Below are 20,623 nucleotides of genomic sequence, written 5' to 3' on the forward strand. Positions count from 1 at the left end.
TTCTACGTATTTTAAATTATATTAAGCGTTTCTCATTAAAGCGTTCAGGTCTCGGTTGCCCTTTATTATCACGGTATACATCTGCAATTAATTCCTCTCTATCGTCCCATAAAGGTAAACGTGCCGTTGCAACGAGACGGTCATGAAACTTATGCGGTGGGTAGTCTGAGTCAATTTCATCATTAATCCGAAAAAACACTTCTTCACGATAATCGACGTAAGCGTGCATTCTATTTTTAACATAGTTATTCCAATACCAAACCAGCTGGATAGCTGTGCGCGCGGGCTGAGTAAACTGTTTCAAATTGACTGTTAGTGCACGCGTGACTGGTTCGTCGTTAGGAAAAACTCTAATACGTTGCTCGATAACTTCCTCTCTTGTTTCTGCGTACTCAAACACACCGCCAAACGCAATAAACTTTTTAAAGTCTTTCAAATACATAACACCGAGCGATAATTCCGTGAATCTTGATAAGTGAATAATTTCATCAGGTTGTTTTTTTGCTAATTTGCAAATCTCATCAAAAATTAACAGTCGACGGATTTGTAAAGGTATACGTTCATCTTCGTAGACGTAGTCCATTGATTTCTCTCCTTATCAAAACACTATCATTGATCGATTTTCCTTATCGCACAAGTCTACGTAACAAAAGACGATCACTTCTTTTTAAGCACCTTTGCTAACCTATAGTCAGTGAAAAGTAATATCGACACATTATGTACTGCGGGTATCAATTTTTCTTGCTTGCTGTGCCTACGCAGACAGAGGCTGCAAAAAATTTATACTCGCAGCACCGTAGCGTTTTTAGAGTATTTTGACTATAGCGGATATAAATACTAAAGAAATTTTGATAAGCGTATATCGGGAATAGTAATGATGAAAATAGATAAGAAATTAAAGAGAGTTTTTCAGATAGAGGTTGTTGAAACATTGAGTAATATCGTGGAAGTTAATGCAGAGAACGAGCAAGAAGCACTGTTAAAAGCGCAAGATATGTATCGCAATGAAGAAGTTGTTTTGTATCCTGACGACTTTATTGACACCAAATTTAATATTTTTGATTAGGATGAAACAGATTAAAAACCCACCACCTCACCCGACAGTAACGTCAGACTGGTCATTGGCATAATACCGCGCAGCGCATTGCAAAAGAAAAGCTGGCTTAAATGTAGCAAATCCTTATCTTGTAATGACCGCACAACAACTGGATATTTCGTCGTAGATAACTCATCAATGATTACTTGCCGCATCACGCCAGCGACGCCCGATTGTGCCATTGATGACGTATACCATTGACCTTGGGTTAAATAATTTGCTTTGCCTTTAACAGCCTTGTTTTTATCAGCACTATCTTTATCATCATTAGCCGTATTTATCATCTCTGAAGATGGCGACTCTACCAGTCGGTAATCAGATAATTGATAAAACATATTGCTCATCGTGCCCTCAACCCAGCACCCAGTCATATCACGTAACAAGCCCTCACCAATATCTTGCGAGCCATTAGAGTTTAATGAACGAGCTTTGATAGCCTGCAACTCCGCACTCGCTAACACATTATCAAGACGATTTAGACTTTTTAGTCCAGCAAGAGACGGCGGCAGACAAGCGATTTGCGAAGATAAACAAACAGCAGTGCTCATAGGCTGCATCGGAACAAAAATACCATCAGCTAACGGCAATGGCTCAGTAGTGCTAATCTTCATCGCTAAGGATTTTAGCCAAATCTCACATGCGCTACCGCACTCACTTGGCACATAGCCATAACCACGGATATCTTGCGCGGCGCGTGTGATAATAAGCTTTAGCATACCTTGTTGTAGCTGCGTAGCATACGTTTTTAGTATCGTTAGTATCGCATGACTATCTAAATCAAGCTGCAAGGCAGTCGCATGAGAGATGAGACGCTGATGATGATACTCCGCCCACAGTATCTGCCCATTGATAACGCCCATGGTGGTAAAAAAACCATCGGCGTATGCCAATCCGCGATTGTCTAATGAGGCGGTACTGGCTGTGGTCTGCTTGTCTAATGCAGATAAACAGACCCAGCTATTTGATGGCTGCATGGCTTACTGATTTTTTTGGCTAGCAGACTTATTGATGACCAGCATACAGCTATAGAACTCACATTTTGCCAGCTCTACTTTTTGCCCACCGATGACTTTATTTTTGATAATTTGACCGTTTAGCATATCAGCCACCAGCTTACCGCCCTCATCACCCATTAATTGACGGGCAAGTTGATAGGATTTTTTGGCATGACCTTGACTCAGCTCTTTTTCTTTATCCGAGTCGGTAGGATTGGCAAAGTACCAGCCAAGCTCGAGATATTTTTCAGAATCGATAAGATCTAAATAAGGTGCTTCGGTATTCATAAAACGGTATTTGGACGCAGGATTACTGGCATAATCCAAGCTATTTTCATCGGTGCTGACCACTTTACCAAGTGTTGATTTGATATCGTCTAGTTGATCGACACGAAGCGGCTCGACTTTCTTAGGACCCCATGACGCGACATCATATTTGACTGGGGTGCCTTCTTGCGCCGTTGCACCATCTAAATCAGCATTTGGCGCAGGGTCTTTTGGTTTTGGTGTATCGGAGACGGTCTGCTTATCCGCACTTACCTCCTCTGTTGATACTTTGCTGCTTTTATTGTTATCACAGGCGCTTAACGATACGCCAACTGCCATTATCGTACTGACCATAAGGGTCTGTAGGGTGTTATTCCACATGGGCAACTTACTCACACTTTAAGATAGTTCTGAAAATGGTATTAACAAGCAGCTAGGTATGCCGCTGATAATGAATAGTGTCTGTTATTGAAATCTTGCTATCACTGAATTCTATACATACGCTTTTTCTGTTTAAATATTCTATAAATCACATTAAAAAGCACAGGGAAAAATAATATGGTTACTTTTTCATGCTCTCTAGTTTACCCAACTGCTTAGCGCTTGACCACCCTTTACCTTACGGATAACACTCGCAGAGAGTACAGATTTGTTAAGATGCTAACGTCATAAAAATTTACCCCGACTCAGCTAGTTATATCAATAGCTTCAGGTTTGTCAAACGGCGCGTTATCCCTTATGATAAGTGAGCTTTGATACCCTTACTCTATCACCCTTACTTATGCCCTGTACCGCCAGTGGAGCCTTTATGACCCAGCATTTTATTGTTATTGGTAATCCGATTGCCCATAGCAAATCTCCTGAAATCCATACGTTATTTGGTACGCAAGCAGGGCTTGATATCTGTTATCAACGACAATATTGTCCAGATGATGCGGCAAGTTTTACGGCAGTGGTAGAAGCGTTTTTTCACGGTGGCGGCGTGGGCGCTAATGTAACTGTGCCTTTTAAACAGATCGCATATGAATGCTGTGCAGCACGAGGCGGCTTATCTGAACATGCCAAAGTGGCTGGCGCGGTCAATACTTTATTGTTAGATAAAGCACTATTGGCAAAAGGTGTATCACCCGTAGAGGCGTTATTTGGTGACAATACTGATGGTCAAGGATTGGTCAATCATATGCAGCGTTTAGGCTGGCCATTGAATGGTGCACGCGTGGCAATCATTGGCGCAGGCGGTGCAGCGCGCGGCGTGGTATTGCCACTGATAGAGGCTGGTATTGAAACGCTGACCATCGCCAATCGTACAGTGAGTAAGGCAGAAATTTTAGTCGATGAACTTAGCACCGCAAGCGAAAAGATAAATCAACATAGTATTCAGACCTATGCGACGGCTGATTTAAGTGGTGACTTTGATATCATTGTCAATGCCACATCCATCGGACTATCAGGTGAAGCCTTGCCATTAGCCGATACGCTAAACTGCCAATATGCTTACGATATGATGTATGGACGTGAGCTGCCATTTTTACAACATTTTTCTATCCGTGGTGCTCAGACATCGGATGGTTACGGCATGCTGATCGGGCAAGCGGCGTTAAGTTTTGAGCGTTGGACAGGACGCGCTATTGATGTTGCGCAAACGACTGCCGCATTAGAAAACGTATCAACATAATAAACGGTGCACGAGTGCAGCTACCACCTATCTAAATGACAAAAACGATCTACGTTTTTATACTAGGGCGTGTCCTCAATTCAATTGATCATATCTAAACGGGCTAAAAATGGCTAAATTTTGCCAAACATCGTTAAATAGCTGGTTAATATCCCGATATTATCTGCGCTATTTTCCTTGTTTGACTGCAATTTATCTCATTTTTATCACCATTTTTGAAATGAGGACACGCCCTAGCCAAATCGTGTCAGCAGCCATTTTTCTATACGGCGCAGCGGTACACGCAAATTCGTTGAATGCATGACAACCCCGCCACCAAGACCAACCATACAGCCAAGTAGTGTATCCAACAAGCGTGTGTGCGTGACCTCTTGATAGACCGCTGACGTAAGCGGCAACCCACTGCCATATTCTGCAATGAATATCGTCAGTGGTGTGATAAATACAACGGCTAGTCCATAATGACGATCTACCAAGGATTCAATACAAAGCATCATAACCAATATTGAAATAGCGATACCCCATATCGACAGCCCCCAAGATAGCATCCAACTCGCCAGACCCGCGCCTACCAATGTCCCTAGTAAACGATGTAGTTGCTTAATCCACATCGTCCGTAAGTGGATACCCTGAATGATCAGAAAACAGCTAACCGCTGCCCAGTACGGATTAGACATATTTAGCATTAAGGGGATCAAGAGCGCTAAACTGACAAAACCTGCGACAATAATGCTTTCACTGATGGTATCAGGCTCATAGCTATAAGTTGGTGTCGGCGTAGCAGGACGCGTCGCTAATAAAAATAGTGAATACAGCAACCCCATGATTAAGGCAAAGCCACTGCCCAGCATCACAAGCCCAGTGGCTGACATGATTTTCTCTAATGGCAGTGGTATAAATAATGCTAGCGCCCCAGCCATCATCACAAACAAGCCAGCTGGCGGCGGCTGGCGATAATAACGTCCAAACATAACCACACCAAAGGCTATCAGCATAAACACTGGCAGCCTAAGAATAGGCACTTGCTGTGCTGCCAAGCCGAATGCAAAGCATAACGACATGGCAAAGCCCCATGCCATTAAAGTCACTAAACGATAAGGCAGCTTGCCTATTAAAGGTAAATTCAAGATGACCATTGCCCCCAAAGACGCTTTGATACCTGATGGCAAAGCCTCAAAGTAAGCGCCCACAAATACGGGGAAACTGATGGTAATGGCAGCGATAATGGGCATATGCCATGGTCTCTTGCTTTGATTGACGGTGAGCAAATGAGCAAGCTCACCATCTATCAAAAACTTCAGGCGAGTCAATAATAGTGTCAGCCAAGACACCCGCTTTGCCTTGGACTTTGGTGCGCTCATACAAGGCCTTCCTTATATCGTAAATGCATTAGAATAATGGGCTTACCGTTCGCCTTGATCATACGGTTATTCTTATAATAGATAATGGCTTAGCAAAATATGAGGTTAAAAAGCTCATTGACACAATAATAACTTAATGTTTTAATTATACTAATAAACTATGAATATTAGTTATTAGTTATATATTTGTCGCTATATAAGATTTATACTGCATCAATGCGTAACGACTGTTTTTTATCAAGGATAACTTAACAGTTTCCAAAATAGACAAGCTAGCCTTAACATATCCACCCATTGACTCAAGATATTCTCTGTTTTTATTCCAAATAATTAAAATCGTTTCCATAAACTCTGGCTTAAAAACTAAGTCAACCGTCTATGATAGCGAACAACTAAAGAGAACGACTATGTTAACTTACAAAGCACCTTTACGTGATATCAAGTTTTTAATTAATGACGTATTTGACTACCAAACGCATTATAAAGATTTGGACAATGGCGAAAATGCAGATCCTGAAACGGTCGATATGATTTTACAAGGCTTTGCTGACTTCGCTGAAAATGTATTAGCACCTTTGTACCAGCCAGCTGATGCAGAAGGCTGTCATTTTGAGAATGGTATTGTCACTACCCCTAAAGGCTTTAAAGAAGCATACGATCAGTTTGTAGACGGCGGCTGGCAAGGTATCTCTTACCCTGAGAAATTCGGTGGTATGAACCTACCTATGTCCATCAATCTTATTAAGTCTGAGATGATGGGCACGGCGAACTGGCCGTGGGCGATGTATCCTGGGCTATCGACCGGTTGTATTAATACCATCATGCAATATGGTACGGATGAGCAAAAAGAAACCTATCTCCATAAATTGGTTGAAGGCTCTTGGGCAGGCACTATGTGTCTGACTGAGCCACAATGTGGTACGGATTTGGGTCAAGTTAAGTCTAAGGCGATTCCACAAGAAGACGGAAGTTATAAGCTTAGCGGTACTAAGATTTTTATCTCAAGCGGTGAGCATGATTTAACAGAAAATATCGTACATATCGTTCTAGCACGCCTCCCAGATGCACCAGAAGGCACGCGCGGTATCTCACTATTTATCGTACCGAAATTCTTACCAAATGCGGAAGGTGAAATCGGCGAGCGTAATGGCGTGAGCTGTGGTTCGATTGAACACAAAATGGGCATCAGCTCATCAGCTACTTGTGTCTTGAACTTTGATGATGCGGTTGGTTACTTGATTGGTGAGCCGAACAAAGGTCTAAAAGCCATGTTCACCTTTATGAACACGGCCCGTATTGGTACTGGTATCCAAGGTCTGGCGCACACTGAATTGTCATTCCAAAACGCCCTACCATACGCCAAAGATCGTCGCTCAATGCGTACTTTATCAGGCATCAAAGATCCTGAAAAAGTAGCGGACGCGATTATCCATCATGCTGATGTACGTCGTATGCTGTTGACCCAAAAAGCCTTTGCTGAAGGCGGTCGATCGATGATTTATCATTCAGCTCGCTATGCAGATAAAATGTCACAAGGCATTGCCAATGGTGACGACGCAGAGTTTGAAAAGTGGGATGATAAGCTTGGCTTCTATACACCAATCTTAAAAGGCTTCTTAACTGAGCTTGGTATTGAAGCGGCAAAACACGGTCAGCAAGTCTATGGCGGTCACGGCTATATCAAAGAATGGGGCATGGAGCTGATCGCTCGTGATGCTCGTATCGCAACCATGTACGAAGGTACGACCGGTATCCAAGCATTGGATCTATTAGGTCGTAAAGTTATCTTGCAGTCTAAAGGTAAAATCATTCGCGACTATACCTCAAGCATCATGAAATGGTGTGGCGAGTATGCCTTAGACAAAGACATGCGCAAGTTTGTTTGGGCATTGACTAAGCTGTGTGCTGAGTGGAACACTCTGACTGTACGCTTGATGCTGATGGCACGTAAAGACCGTGAAATCATCTCAGCAGCATCTGATGATTTCTTAATGTACTCAGGTTATGTGATGATGGGCTACCACTGGGCACGTATGGCAGCGGTTGCTTATGACAAGCTTGAAAATGGCGGTACAGAATCACCAGAGTTCTACAAAGCCAAAATCCAAACGGCAGAATTCTATTTTGATAAGCTGTTACCACGTACTTCAGGTCACGCCGAAGGCATGGTTGCACCAAGCAGCAGCATGACAGCAATGGACATTGATAACTTTGCTTTCTTAGACTAGGATTGATTAAAAGCTAGTCTAAGACTGTTATAAATAAAAAAGCGCTTAGTTGAATAACTAGGCGCTTTTTTTATACTGTATTAGCAAGTAACTAATAAATTCAGTTACGCATTTAACATTTTCTTATGATACACCGCGCTAATCTCTTCAACCTCTACGCATACTTGTAACGATGCGCGTCCTGATTGCTCAGCGCTCAGAGTTTGCTCTATAGTAGTCATCAATTGCTCAGCAAGCTGATTACGGATACTTATATCACGACCGCTCATGATTTTTAGATGTGCATAAATAAAGCCATTAACTTGCTCATCATCTTCAACGCCCACTAAAAACGTTTCGACAGGAATGATGCGTGCTTTAATATCTGTTGCTTTACCAAAGTGTCCACTGTCCCACAAGATTTTATTCAACGCTTTGAGGAATGATTCTTCGTGAGCAATACTGACATTGGGTGTCACTTGAATGGTTAAATGCGGCATGATTATATCCTTATACAATACGGGTAAAAAACGAAAAGTGAATAGCTTCGCAAAGCTAATGTATCTGACAATCAGCTGTTTTCAATCATCGGTAATAGAGGCAAAGCGAGCCGTAAGTGTCGTCGCTAATTGTGCTGGCGGCAGTTCAATCTCTAGACCACGGCGACCACCACTGATGTAGATAGTCGAATGTGTTTGCGCTGACTCATCTATAACAGTTGGCAATCGTTTTTTTTGTCCCAATGGACTGACACCGCCTAATACGTAGCCGGTACTACGCTCGACCTGTTTGGGATCTGCCATTTGGACTTTTTTGCAGGCCAGCATTTTATTAACAGATAGCGCCTTAGCCATTTTTTTAAAGTTTAAGGTTTTATCCACTGGCAAGATAGCAACAGCGAGCACATCTGTATCGGTCAATACGACCAAGGTTTTAAAAACCTGTGTCACGTCAACATTCAGCTTTTCGGCCGCTTCTAACCCGAAAGAGGCAGCGTTACTGTCATGAGTATATTCATATAATCGATAATCAAGACCACGTTGTTTGGCGAGATTGATAGCTGGCGTCATAATATTCTCACTGAATTAAGTGACGTTAATGAGTAAGCAGAAATACAAGATAGTATATCTTGTTCAAAACTATTTTTACCCTAAATACTTTACTTTTCAAATCATTGAATAGCTTATGCGGCGCGTATCTTATTGCACAGTAACCGGAGCTTATTAATATTGGTAGTATCTACAGACACTATATATCGCTTTGATGGCTTTTATGGCATTATAAGGGCAATATATTTGACTAATTTTGATACCGATTATGATACCGAAGTTCTTAAAAAAACGGATTTTTAAAGCACCAGTGGTCAGCGGCAATACGCCAGCCACTGAACCGTCAGACACGCCAAAAATTGATGGCAGCCCTGTTGTACCCACGCCTTATACTAATGCACCCATTAATCAATTGTACCGTAAAATCTCGGGACAGATGCTAGATGTGGCGGTAAAACCAAAGCTTTTGGGTGAGTTACCTGAGTTTGATCAGGATGATCAGACGTTAAGATTTTATGTGCTGCAAGATTATTCGCGCTCCAACAGTATTTTGATTGACCTGCAAACGCAAGAACATAAATTACCGCCAGCATTGGTTGGGGTAAATGACAGTGCTCATAATATCAAAGAAAATGCTGCCATTATATTTTTACATCACCCCCATGCTAAAGAAAACCAACTATCACCGCGCCTATCACGTCTGGTCTCTGCTGTTTTGCAGTATCCAGAATTAAAAGTACGCTTGGTACCAGTATCTATCCTCTGGGGACGCGCGCCTGAAAAAGAGGATTCTTTATTTAAACTGCTAACGGCTGATAACTGGCAAGATCCTAGCATTACCAAACAGTTATTTAATATCGGTGTGATGGGACGCGATACTTTTATACAGTTCCATCCTCCGCAAGATTTGCGTACCCTTATTAATGATAGCCTTAAAGACGATGATGATGAGCCTACTGACTTAAATTCCATTATCTTTGAATCTGCTACTCTTGATACGAATGCCAGTGATGCTACAGATAGCGCCACTGAAAATACAATCGGTGTAGCGCCAAATTATACTGTGGTAGCTGCGGCTGATGGCAATCGTGAGCTTGTACGCTCATTGCAGCAGCAGCTTAATATTTATTTGGACAAACAACGCGCCAGTATGCTCGGTCCTGACTTGTCAGACAGACGTAACTTAGTAGATAAACTGGTTTACTCGCCTGCCATCAAACATGCAATAGAGGCAGAAGCGGCAGAGACCGGTACTAGCCCTCGAGAAGCGCGACTACTCGCAAAGAGCTACGCTAATGAGATGGTCAATGATTACTCACATGCCATCATCCGCGGTTTTTATAAATTTTTAACGTGGTTATGGACGCAATTGTATGATGGTGTAGAAGTCCATCACTTCGAGCGCGTACGTGAACTGGCAGCAGATTATGAGCTGGTATATGTACCTTGTCATCGTAGCCATGTTGACTACCTACTACTGTCTTATGTCATTTATAAACGCGGCTTGAGTATTCCTTATGTCGCTGCGGGTGACAACTTAGATGTGCCAGTTTTAGGTCCAATATTACGCGGTGCAGTGGCTTTTTATATACGTCGTAGCTTCCGTGGTAATGCGCTTTATACCGCAGTTTTACGTGAGTACATGCACACGCTTATTACTCGTAATACCCCAATTGAATACTTTATCGAAGGCGGGCGCTCACGCTCAGGACGTTTGCTACCACCGAAAATGGGTATGCTAGCAATGACAGTGCACAGCCAATTGCGTCAGAGTAACAAGCCAGTGGTCTTTATTCCGACTTATATCGGTTATGAGCGCATCATGGAAGGTGGCACCTATATCGGTGAGCTAAAAGGTAAGCCAAAAGAGTCTGAATCATTACTTGGACTCCTCAAAGTCGGTCGCAAGATTGAACGTATTTTTGGCAATGTGCACTTAAGTTTTGGTACACCGCTACATCTAACCGATTTTATGGCCAAATTTGATGTACCAGAAAACAGCTTACCTGCTGATCGCACCGATACGCCGCTCGATGATAAAGCCAGCGCCATGGTTGATAATATCGGTGTCAAAGTCATGCAGCATATCAATAAAGCAGCAGTGGTTACTCCGGTATCCTTGCTGTCACTGGTGTTACTATCTGCACCAAAATCGGCGCTCGATGAAGATATTTGCCGCGAGCAAATTGCCCTTTATCAAGGTTTGGCTCAACAGCTGCCGTATTCAAGTGATACGGTCGTTACCGACATGTCACCGCAGCAAATTATTGATTATGGTATTAAGTTAAAACTTATTGAACGTATCCCTCATATCTTGGGCGATATCATTCAGATTGCAGGTAAACAAGCAGCACTGTTGAGTTATTTCCGCAATAATATTCTTCATGTCTTTATTCTCCTGTCTTTCTTAGCGGCTTTAGTTGCCCGTAATGGTCGTATCGAACGTAGCCGTCTAGACAATATCGCCATGCAGCTCTATCCATTTCTGCAAAGCGAGCTATTCTTATATTATCCTGCACATGGTTTGGCGGATACCCTGAACAAAAAAGTTGACAGTCTGATTGCTCATGGTTTGATTGTAGAATTGGGCGATGGCATGCTCAGCGTCCCTGAAGCTAATAGCAGATGCTACCAACAGCTGCAAGTGCTTGCTACACCTGTTGAGCAAAGTCTTGAACGCTACTTTATGACCTTGGCTCTACTCGCTCAACAAGGCTCAGGCAACTTAACCGAAAACGAAGTAGTTGATTTATGTCATCTGCTTGGTCAACGTTTATCAGTGTTATATGCTGATGATATTCCTGACTTCTTTGATCGCGCATTATTCACCAGTTTCCTTGGTGCATTGACTCGTTTGGATTATCTGCAAAAAGATGCAGAAACTGGCATCTTAACCTTTGATCAACGTATCAATGATATTGCTCATCATGCAAAATATGTGCTGAGACCCGAAATGATGCAAATCTTGCATCAAGTTGCCAGTCTCAATGAAGAAGAGATTGCTCATGCTATTACTGAGATCAGCAATAAAAAGCAACGTAAATTTGGGCGTAAGCGTTAACTTTTAATCAATTCTATGATGCATAAAAAAGACCTCTAATAATTAGAGGTCTTTTTTATTACTTTACATTTGAAATTTCTAAGCAACTATCTTAAGTTGAAATCTTTTTATACTTCATACGCTTAGGATTGGCATCATCACCCATCGTCTTTTTACGATACGTTTCAAACTCAGAATAGTTACCATCGAACCAAACTGGACCTTCATCTTCAAACGCCAAGATATGAGTCGCGATACGGTCAAGGAACCATCGATCATGCGACACGACCATGACAGTACCTGGGAAGACCTGAATCGCATCTTCTAGCGCACGTAATGTTTCAATATCCAAATCGTTTGATGGTTCATCAAGGAGCAATACGTTTGCGCCTTGCTTCAAGGTCTTAGCTAACTGCAAGCGGTTACGCTCACCACCAGACAATTGACCGACGTGCTTTTGCTGGTCTGAACCTTTAAAGTTAAAGCGACCAATATAAGCGCGGCTTGGCGTCGTATAGTCGCCAACGGTAATAATATCAAGCCCGTCAGAGATTTCTTCCCAAACCGTTTTGCTGTCATCTAAATTGTCACGTACCTGACCAACATAAGCAACTTTGACACTTTCACCCAAATCGACTGAGCCTGTATCTGGCGTATCGCGTTCGGTAATCATGTTAAATAGTGTGGTTTTACCCGCACCATTTGGACCAATAATACCAACAATGGCACCAGCTGGGACGTTAAAGCTAAGGTTTTCATAAAGTAAACGGTCACCAAATGACTTGGAGATATCGTTGACTTCGATGACTTTATTACCCAAACGAGGACCCGGTGGAATATAAATCTCAGAGGTCTCATTACGCTTCTGGAACTCTTGTGAGTTCAATTCTTCAAAACGCTGTACACGAGATTTAGACTTAGCTTGTTGACCTTTTTGGTTTTTACGAATCCAATCCAGCTCTTTTTTCAACGCTTTAGCAAACGATTCTTCTTGCTTATTCTGCTGCTCTAGACGAGTGTTCTTTTGCTCAAGCCACTCAGTATAGTTGCCTTCATACGGATAGCCATGACCGCGGTCAAGCTCCAAAATCCACTGAGCGACATTATCCAAGAAATAACGGTCATGGGTAATGGCAACGATAGTACCGCTATAGTTCTGCAGGAACTGCTCTAACCATGCCACGGACTCAGCGTCCAAATGGTTGGTTGGTTCGTCAAGTAATAACATATCAGGGCGTGATAAGAGCAAACGACATAGTGCCACACGGCGTTTTTCACCACCAGATAGTTTACTGACATCCGCATCCCATGGTGGCAGACGAAGTGCATCAGCCGCTTTTTCAAGCTGGGTATTTAAGTTATGCGCATCCCATGCTTGGATGATGTCTTCCATCTTACCTTGCTCTTCAGCAAGCTTGTCAAAGTCAGCATCAGGTTCAGCATATTCAGCATAAATGGCATCAAGACGAGCAAGCGCATCTAACGCCTCACGCATACCGTCTTCGACGTTACCTCGGACGTCTTTACTGTCATCGAGCTGCGGTTCCTGCGGCAAATAACCGATTTTGGTACCCGTTTGCGCACGAGCTTCACCACTAAATTCAGTATCCACGCCCGCCATGATGCGTAGCAAGGTTGATTTACCTGAGCCATTGATACCCAAAACACCAATTTTGGCGCCAGGGAAAAAAGATAGATTGATGTTCTTTAAGATTTCACGCTTAGGTGGAACAAGTTTTGACACGTTGTTCATCGTGTAAATATATTGAGCCATTAACACTCCGATAGACTGCATAAAAGAGGCAAACAAACAGACTTAGCAATACTACCAAGTAAGCTGCACCTCAAAATCAGGGGTATTCATTGACTGTCATTATCGCATTGTGATGAAGCACCTGCAAGCTAACTGGCTGTTTTACCGCTTGTTTCATACCTTTTGACACAAAGCTGAGCGCATTTTATATAAAAGCTTCTATTAAAATTATCATTCAGCTTACTGGTGTATCTTTCTGATTCATGGCCGTTTTATAAAAACCACAAAAAACAGCATTAAACATTTCGCAAAATTAATCAATAGACGATATTATATTAGCTAATCTTAATAAAATAGCTTTGTAAAAACGGCTTGATAGAAAAGGTACTCCATGACGACTGGCTATCACCCTGAACTGATCCAACGTGTGTTTATTGATTTCATCAGTACGCGGCTGCACCCCTTTTGGTCATTAACTGTGCCTAAATTGCGTCTTATAGCACGCCGTACACTCAGTGATGACTTGATAGCGCTACAATTTGAGCCTAACCGCGCCTTTAGACAGCAAGCTTTTAGTTCAGGTAATAGCTCAAACAATGGTTGGCATGGCGGACAGCATATTGATTTAAGCGTACTGATTGATGGTATTTATCATCAACGCCACTATTCATTGGTTGGTCTAGCGCAGCAGCCATTATGGTGGTATGAGGACAGCGAGCAAAAACCTCATAAAAATAATAATAATTTAAATAATAGCTTCGCTAAAAAGTCGCCAGTGCAAATTGGTACTTCTACTGTGACTATCGCTATTAAGCCGCAAGGTCTAGTATCAGATTATCTAAGTAAACGTGCAGCACTGGGTACTATATTTAATAGCGGTTTACCCAGTGGCGAATTTACTCTAGCTCATACAGTGTTAGCACAGCAAGCAAGTCAAATAAGCGAACCCTTATCCCTTACCCCTATACCACTGCCACTATTGTTTATCGCTAGCGGCAGTGGTATTACGCCAATGCTAGGTTTGATTACGCAGGCGCTGCAAAATGGGCATCCAGTAACGTTACTACATTACAATCGTACAATCTTCTATAAATCCCCATTGCAAGATCAATGGCAGCAGTTAGCTACTAAATATCCAACGTTCATTTATCATCTTGTTAATACGGAAGACCCCAATACTTATCTTGCCGGCTCGCGACATTTGAGCGTGGAAACTTTAATAGCATTAAAATTACCGCTGATAGATACACAGATATTTGCCTGTGGCTCGCCGGCGTTGTTAGCGGGTTTGTACCGCGCTTGCGATGAGACTAATTTGCCAGATAACAAGCAGCTGCGTGACAACATTACGATAGAGAGTTTTAGTGCGATAGAAAGCTTAGATTATATGTTTTCTACTATAGATAAAGCAGACGAAGAAGTGATTACTAGCGACGTAAAAACCATTTATTTACGTGGACGGCAACGACAATATAACAGTAGTACGACATTATTATTAGGTGCTGAGAGCGCTGGTATTCGAATGAGCCACGGCTGCAGACAAGGTATCTGTCAGCTGTGTCGCTGTAATAAGATCAGCGGAAGGGTCAAAAACATTCAAACTGGTAAGATAAGTAATGATGGCTATGAGTCTATTCAAACCTGCATTAATGTACCAATGACTGATGTCATATTGGATATTTAAAAAATATTATCAAGGATAAGACAGCCTTGCATAAACATTTATTTGTAATGTTTATTAAAACTGACACCGATGATTAAACCGAACGTTGTGCTTGCGATTTATTGATGCACCTTCGGATAAGGACTATCTATGCGCTTATTACCCCCTATATTTAAAGCTAAATCTGCAGTCTCTGCTATAACTCCGTTAATCGATGCACCATTCAAAACCACGCGATATCCGACGTTAACGGCTGCGCCACTAGCAAAAGTGCAAACCGAAGCGCTCGCTAATGAATTGAATACACTGTATCAAGGCGTGATGGACTCACTAGGCAGCGATGATGCGCGCTATATTCAGCGTGTTTATGGGACGGTGGTATATAGCGAGGTAATTTCACGGGCATTACTGGCATTTTCTGGGCAATTATCATCAAAACGTAGCAAACTTAGCGTTTGGCTACTTGGCACGTCCTTACTGAGTTTTAGTAAAATTTTAAACAACATGGAGCTTGGCCATAATGTCATGCATGGTCAGTATGATTGGATGCAGCACCCTCACCTTAACAGCCAAAAGTTCGATTGGGATATCGTTTGCCCTGCGCCCCTATGGCAGCATTCGCATAACTACTTGCATCATACTTTTACCAATATTGTCGGTCGCGACCATGATGTCGGCTACCACTTGATTCGCGTTACTGATGAGCAGCCTTGGACGCCAAGCGATCGCTATAACTTATTTAAGACGATGATATTGGCATTAGGCTTTGAATGGGCCGTCGCCTTCCATGATATTCAAATCAGTGTCGACGAGTACGCAGACGTACCAAAACTGACAGACATAATGCAGCCAAAAGCTCGTGCACTATTTGGCAAAATCGCCCGACAAGTTGGTAAAGATTACATTGCTTTTCCTACGGTGGTAGGTCTGACATTAGGTCGTGGTAGTGCTTTGACGACTCTAAGCGGTAATATCACTGCCAATATCGCTCGTAATCTATGGACATGGGCAGTGATATTCTGTGGTCACTTTACCGAGCAGGCTCATATGTATACCCATCTTGATGCCAATGAGAGCAAAGGTGATTGGTACGTGCGTCAAATTCTCGGCTCTAGCAACATTCAAGGTAATAAATGGTTTCATATTTTGACCGGTAATTTATCGCATCAAATTGAGCACCATATCTTTCCGGATATGCCTGCTAGGCACTATGCGAAGATTGCACCAAACGTACAAGCCATCTGCGATAAATACAATTTAACCTATAATACTGGGCACTTTAGTCATCAATTTCAACAAGTAATTGGACGCATTCGCCATTTTAGTAAACCAAATAGCGATGAATGGCATACTTATACACAATCGATATCAAATAATGATAGAAGCATTACCAACAAAAGCAGTAATAACCATGCCTCTAACAACGCTACTGAGACATTACGTGGTTTTAGAAGGTTTCTCCCTCAGGTTGTGCGCCAAGCTATGTTTTATGCCTGATTTTTTATTAACGAGACTGGCATAGTCTTTAAGCTTGAAAAGAGCTTTTAGAATAGAAGCCTGTTAAAAATATTAACATTTGCCCTATCTACTCTTACGCTAACAGCCTAGAGATGTAAACTAGAAATCTGCACAATAACAAGAGTAGAAATAATTATAATATTTGAAAATAGGGAGTTTTTATGAGTAACGTCGGTACAAAATCAGATATGAATATCGTCCATAATGAGGCAGCGAGACGCTTTGAGACTTCGATCGATGGGCAGACAGGTTATATCAGTTACAAAGAGCGTGAGGATAAGCTGGTATATGATCATACTATCGTCCCACAGGAGTTAGGTGGTCGAGGGGTTGGCTCGGCATTGGTAAAACATGCATTGGACTATGCTCGTGAAAACAATAAGAAAGTAGTACCGCAGTGCTCGTTTGTTGCCTCGTATATTGATAAAAATCCTGACTACAAGGATCTACTATAGTTCAAACTATTGAATAAGTATGTTTAACGATAAATAGCTACGATAGTTTGCTCTATTAACCGTTATACTAGCGCTATATACTCTCAATAATAACGTCATAGCCCTCCTATCTTCTTGATACTTCTATTATATTTTTTTAACCAAATATATAATAAAATGTCAGTGACAGGTGGGTTTTTTGTCCTATGACTTTTTATAAGCGTTTATTACATTCGTGAAGGCAAATAAAACTTACAGTAGTTGCCACACTATTTTATCGTTAATAATGATTTTTCTATCCACCATAATAATAAAGGATATCACCATGAGTAGTTTATCTAATCAACAAGTCGATTTGCAGTTAGAAGAATTACCAGGCTGGCAGCGCGAAGGTAATGCGATCGTAAAAACCTACCACTTTGGCGATTTTGTTGAAGCTATGAGCTTTATGAATCAAGCTGCTTTTCATGCTGAGGCCTTAGAGCATCATCCTGAATGGAGTAATACCTATAACGTAGTAGAAGTTCGCCTGACTACTGGCGATACTGGCGGCATCACCAGCCATGATGTTCGTTTAGCAAAACGCATGGAACATATCGTCCAGCCCAAACGCCTATAAATATCACGCTGTGCGCTCACTATGTATCACTTAGCAGATAGCTATATTTTAGCCATAAAAAAAGACCTCAGATAGTATCTGAGGTCTTTTTTACTAGCCAGTTTTCTAACTGGCTAATGTCTTTATAGGACGAGTATACTTTTCCTATTACATACGGCGGCTAACAAATGCCACGATGAATAGAATGACTGCTAATGCTAACAAGATATAGGCGAAGTTTGCAGACAATCCAGCAACACCACCAAATCCTAAGAAACTTGCTAACAATGCGATTACGGCGAAAATAATAGCCCAACGAAACATAATGATTCTCCTAAAATAGTAATTGAAAAGTCAAATAATAAGGTTGCTATAGTAATTACTAACTAACTCTTACATTACCAACCTCAGTCATCCGATATTTTGCTTTTTATTTTTTTACAGCTCTTAGTGTTTAAAAATATAGATAATGCTTTAGATAATGCTTTAGATAGTGCTTAGGAATATAGAGTAGCAATGATTTTCAATCTAAAAGGTTCATTTTGGTAATAATGTCGATAGGTTATGTAAACTTTGTAGCAAATCTTACCATTTAAAGATATTTTCAGTACTTATGTGTGGAAACGGTAAATAAACACTTAAGTACTACTAAGTCTATGAGAAAATTATTCAAAGATATTACGCTCGATTTTACAAATATTATTTATGATGCTTTTTTAAGCTCAATTGAACTTAATGATCATTTTCTTATAACAATCATTTGACAAAGCACACTAACAAGGAAGATAACGATGAATACGGATATAGCAAAGAGTACCAACTCATCAGGTAATAACAAAAAATCTAGTAGTGAAAAACGAGCTTATGCGGTGGTTTTATATGGGGCGACCAGCTTTGTTGGGCAAATCACTGCCCATTATCTGGCAAATTTTTTGTCTGCTAACAAAGATAAGAGCGGCTCTGAAATTAATTGGGCGATAGCAGGTCGTGATCAAAAGAAGCTCAACGAGTTGCAATCTAAACTTACTAGCAAAGTAGATATTATTATTGCCAATAGCGATGATGCGGCAAGCCTTGATGCAATGACTGAGCAAACACAAGTCATTATCTCAACCGTTGGACCCTATCTTAAATACGGCGAACCGCTTATCAAATCGTGTGTTGATAATGGCACAGATTATGTTGATCTCACTGGTGAGGCAATATTTATCAAAGATATGATGGATAAGTATCAAGAGGCGGCAAAACAAAGCGGCGCCCGTATCGTCAACTCTTGTGGCTTTGATTCTATCCCATCAGATTTAGGCGTTTACTTTACGCAAAAGCAAGCAGAAGCGAAGTTTGACAGTGCTTGTGATGTGATTCATATGCGTGTGAAAGCCGCGAAAGGCGGACTATCAGGCGGTACGATTGCCTCAATGGCAACCATCTTTGAGGAAGTTGGACAAGATAAATCTCGTCGTAAGCAAGTGGCAAATCCTTATTTGCTGAACGATGATAAAGATGCGCCAAACGTACGTCAGAGCAATGTCAGCAAACCAGAATACGATAGCGAACATAAGCGCTGGCTTGCACCTTTTGTGATGGCAAGTATCAATACGCGCATTGTGCATCGCAGTAATCAGTTGCTTGGTTATGAATATGGACGCGAATTTAAATATGATGAAGCAATGTGGATGAAAGATGGTATCAAAGGTAAGCTGACGAGTTACGCCTTGAGTGCAGGCTTGCTCGGCTTTGCCACTGCCATGATGATTACGCCAAGCCGCGAGTTATTATCCAAGCACGTGTTGCCTAAATCAGGTTCAGGACCTTCTAAAGAAGAGCAAGAAAACGGCTATTTTGATATTCGTCTCTTTGGACAAACACCTAACAAAGACAGTATTACTACCAAAGTAACGGGTGATAAAGATCCAGGCTATGGCAGCACTTCACGTATGTTGTCGCAAGCGGCATTATGTCTAGCGCAAGATATCAGCAAAGAAGAAGTGAAGGGTGGTTTTTGGACACCTGCTTCAGCAATGGGCGACAAGCTACTTGCTCGTTTAGAGAAACACGCTGGTCTGAGCTTTGATGTGATTGATAGCTAAACCTATGTCTTAAAAAGCAGTTTCTAGAATATCAATCAGTACTATTAAAATAACCGCATTTTGGTCACAAGGTGCGGTTTTTATCTCACAATAACACTACAATAATTGCACGACATCACTTATTAGTAGGAGTCTGTTAGATTTTTCATGGATGTACCACTGAATGTTTAGTATTTAAATTGTTATTATTGCGCTTAGTGTTTACGACGTCTTTTATATCTGACGTCTTTTATATCTATAGATAACGTTATGTAATGACCAGAATTTTTATACGAATCAATCATGATAGTCGCCTATTGATTATCATGATTTTATTTTTTCTATAGATTATATATTAGTTATCTTAAATATATATATTCTTTATTCTACATAGATAAGCACCATATCAGACCGCATTTAATCAAAGTTATCTCTACGACCATTTTAGCTGACATTATAAAAATATAAATTGAGGATTAAATAAATGAAAAACCATACTCTAGCTTTATCATTACTGATTGGCGCGGCACTTACTGTTCCGGCAATGGCAGCTCCAGCTGATACTAAAGCCGCTAAAAAGACGACCACCACTGCTGAGATGGCTGTTGAAGCCAAAGTTGAAAGCACAGGCAATGAGACTGATGCAAATACTTCTAAAACAAGCAAAATGACACCGTTTGCGATTAGCGAAACTCAAACGATTTCGCGCGCACGCGTCAATAGCAATATTAGTCAACAGCCAATGACTACTGAGATAAAAGCGCCAAACGGTCAACAACCGATGACTACCGAAATAAAAGCACCTGCAGAAGCTTTACAAAATTCAGAATTACAAACAACTGAGATTATCTCTGAAGATGTAGTGTTAGATGTAGAAGAAGATGAGCTATAAGTAAAT

The 20,623-nt window shown here is 41.4% G+C and carries 18 protein-coding genes; 10 read left to right on the top strand and 8 right to left on the bottom strand.

The genetic code is table 11. The annotated features are described in order from the left end of the window. Positions 1-16: 16 nt before the first annotated feature. The gene (locus tag VLA57_RS06905; RefSeq protein WP_149408996.1) at positions 17-583 is read right to left on the bottom strand and encodes a hypothetical protein; all 567 of its coding nucleotides are present in this window, start codon (positions 581-583) and stop codon (positions 17-19) included. A 291-nt stretch (positions 584-874) separates the two neighbouring features. Between VLA57_RS06905 and VLA57_RS06910 the strand changes: the two genes are divergently transcribed. After that, positions 875-1,066: a DpnD/PcfM family protein gene (locus VLA57_RS06910; RefSeq protein WP_262880843.1), complete on the top strand. Its 192-nt coding sequence runs from the start codon at positions 875-877 to the stop codon at positions 1,064-1,066. An 11-nt stretch (positions 1,067-1,077) separates the two neighbouring features. On the opposite strand, the gene VLA57_RS06915 is transcribed toward VLA57_RS06910, so the two are convergent. Both VLA57_RS06915 and VLA57_RS06920 read right to left on the bottom strand, forming a co-directional pair. After that, positions 1,078-2,070 carry an aminotransferase class IV gene (locus VLA57_RS06915; RefSeq protein WP_333954699.1) on the bottom strand — a complete coding sequence of 331 codons (993 nt, stop codon included), beginning with the start codon at positions 2,068-2,070 and terminating at the stop codon, positions 1,078-1,080. Between the two features lie 3 nt (positions 2,071-2,073). Then, positions 2,074-2,739, bottom strand: a complete 666-nt coding sequence (locus VLA57_RS06920) for a hypothetical protein (RefSeq protein WP_201530540.1) — start codon at positions 2,737-2,739, stop codon at positions 2,074-2,076. Positions 2,740-3,166: 427 nt separating this feature from the next. On the opposite strand from VLA57_RS06920, the gene aroE reads away from it, so the two are divergent. Beyond that, the gene (aroE, locus tag VLA57_RS06925; protein ID WP_333954700.1) at positions 3,167-4,033 is read left to right on the top strand and encodes a shikimate dehydrogenase; all 867 of its coding nucleotides are present in this window, start codon (positions 3,167-3,169) and stop codon (positions 4,031-4,033) included. Positions 4,034-4,266: 233 nt separating this feature from the next. Here aroE and VLA57_RS06930 read toward each other — a convergent pair whose 3' ends face one another. Further along, positions 4,267-5,394, bottom strand: coding sequence for an FUSC family protein (locus VLA57_RS06930; RefSeq protein WP_201550472.1), 1,128 nt, complete (start codon positions 5,392-5,394; stop codon positions 4,267-4,269). Positions 5,395-5,801: 407 nt separating this feature from the next. On the opposite strand from VLA57_RS06930, the gene VLA57_RS06935 reads away from it, so the two are divergent. Continuing rightward, the gene (locus VLA57_RS06935; RefSeq protein ID WP_333954701.1) at positions 5,802-7,622 is read left to right on the top strand and encodes an acyl-CoA dehydrogenase C-terminal domain-containing protein; all 1,821 of its coding nucleotides are present in this window, start codon (positions 5,802-5,804) and stop codon (positions 7,620-7,622) included. A 104-nt stretch (positions 7,623-7,726) separates the two neighbouring features. Here the strand turns inward: VLA57_RS06935 and VLA57_RS06940 are convergent, their stop codons facing one another. Further along, on the bottom strand, positions 7,727-8,101 hold the full coding sequence (locus VLA57_RS06940; RefSeq protein ID WP_020442523.1) for a 5-carboxymethyl-2-hydroxymuconate Delta-isomerase: 375 nt from the start codon (positions 8,099-8,101) through the stop codon (positions 7,727-7,729). An 81-nt stretch (positions 8,102-8,182) separates the two neighbouring features. Beyond that, a complete protein-coding gene (gene ybaK, locus VLA57_RS06945) occupies positions 8,183-8,671 on the bottom strand; it encodes a Cys-tRNA(Pro) deacylase (protein WP_133103923.1) in 489 nt (162 codons plus the stop codon). 247 nt (positions 8,672-8,918) lie between these two features. Between ybaK and plsB the strand changes: the two genes are divergently transcribed. Beyond that, on the top strand, positions 8,919-11,711 hold the full coding sequence (gene plsB / locus VLA57_RS06950) for a glycerol-3-phosphate 1-O-acyltransferase PlsB (RefSeq protein WP_333954702.1): 2,793 nt from the start codon (positions 8,919-8,921) through the stop codon (positions 11,709-11,711). A gap of 91 nt (positions 11,712-11,802) precedes the next feature. Here the strand turns inward: plsB and ettA are convergent, their stop codons facing one another. Further along, positions 11,803-13,464 (bottom strand): energy-dependent translational throttle protein EttA, encoded by a 1,662-nt coding sequence (gene ettA / locus VLA57_RS06955; protein WP_011512518.1) that lies wholly within the window; start codon positions 13,462-13,464, stop codon positions 11,803-11,805. Positions 13,465-13,834: 370 nt separating this feature from the next. Here ettA and VLA57_RS06960 point away from each other — a divergent pair, with 370 nt between their 5' ends. The 4 genes from VLA57_RS06960 (at position 13,835) to VLA57_RS06975 (ending at position 17,677) form a co-directional block, all read left to right on the top strand. Then, complete coding sequence (locus tag VLA57_RS06960) at positions 13,835-15,127, top strand: flavin reductase family protein (RefSeq protein WP_333954703.1); 1,293 nt, start codon at positions 13,835-13,837, stop codon at positions 15,125-15,127. A 129-nt stretch (positions 15,128-15,256) separates the two neighbouring features. Then, entirely contained in the window at positions 15,257-16,603 is a 1,347-nt protein-coding gene (locus VLA57_RS06965; RefSeq protein ID WP_333954704.1) for a fatty acid desaturase family protein, read from the top strand. 182 nt (positions 16,604-16,785) lie between these two features. Beyond that, positions 16,786-17,079, top strand: coding sequence for a GNAT family N-acetyltransferase (locus tag VLA57_RS06970; protein WP_020442517.1), 294 nt, complete (start codon positions 16,786-16,788; stop codon positions 17,077-17,079). 304 nt (positions 17,080-17,383) lie between these two features. Beyond that, complete coding sequence (locus VLA57_RS06975; protein WP_133103928.1) at positions 17,384-17,677, top strand: 4a-hydroxytetrahydrobiopterin dehydratase; 294 nt, start codon at positions 17,384-17,386, stop codon at positions 17,675-17,677. Positions 17,678-17,824: 147 nt separating this feature from the next. Here VLA57_RS06975 and VLA57_RS06980 read toward each other — a convergent pair whose 3' ends face one another. Next, positions 17,825-17,980: a DUF1328 domain-containing protein gene (locus tag VLA57_RS06980; RefSeq protein WP_011512513.1), complete on the bottom strand. Its 156-nt coding sequence runs from the start codon at positions 17,978-17,980 to the stop codon at positions 17,825-17,827. 467 nt (positions 17,981-18,447) lie between these two features. On the opposite strand from VLA57_RS06980, the gene VLA57_RS06985 reads away from it, so the two are divergent. Both VLA57_RS06985 and VLA57_RS06990 read left to right on the top strand, forming a co-directional pair. Beyond that, a complete protein-coding gene (locus VLA57_RS06985; protein ID WP_333954705.1) occupies positions 18,448-19,746 on the top strand; it encodes a saccharopine dehydrogenase family protein in 1,299 nt (432 codons plus the stop codon). 463 nt (positions 19,747-20,209) lie between these two features. Beyond that, positions 20,210-20,617 carry a hypothetical protein gene (locus tag VLA57_RS06990; RefSeq protein WP_133103930.1) on the top strand — a complete coding sequence of 136 codons (408 nt, stop codon included), beginning with the start codon at positions 20,210-20,212 and terminating at the stop codon, positions 20,615-20,617. Positions 20,618-20,623 lie beyond the last annotated feature (6 nt).

It is taken from the genome of Psychrobacter sp. S4(2024) (genome assembly GCF_036861305.1).
Classification (GTDB): Bacteria; Pseudomonadota; Gammaproteobacteria; order Pseudomonadales; family Moraxellaceae; genus Psychrobacter; species Psychrobacter cryohalolentis.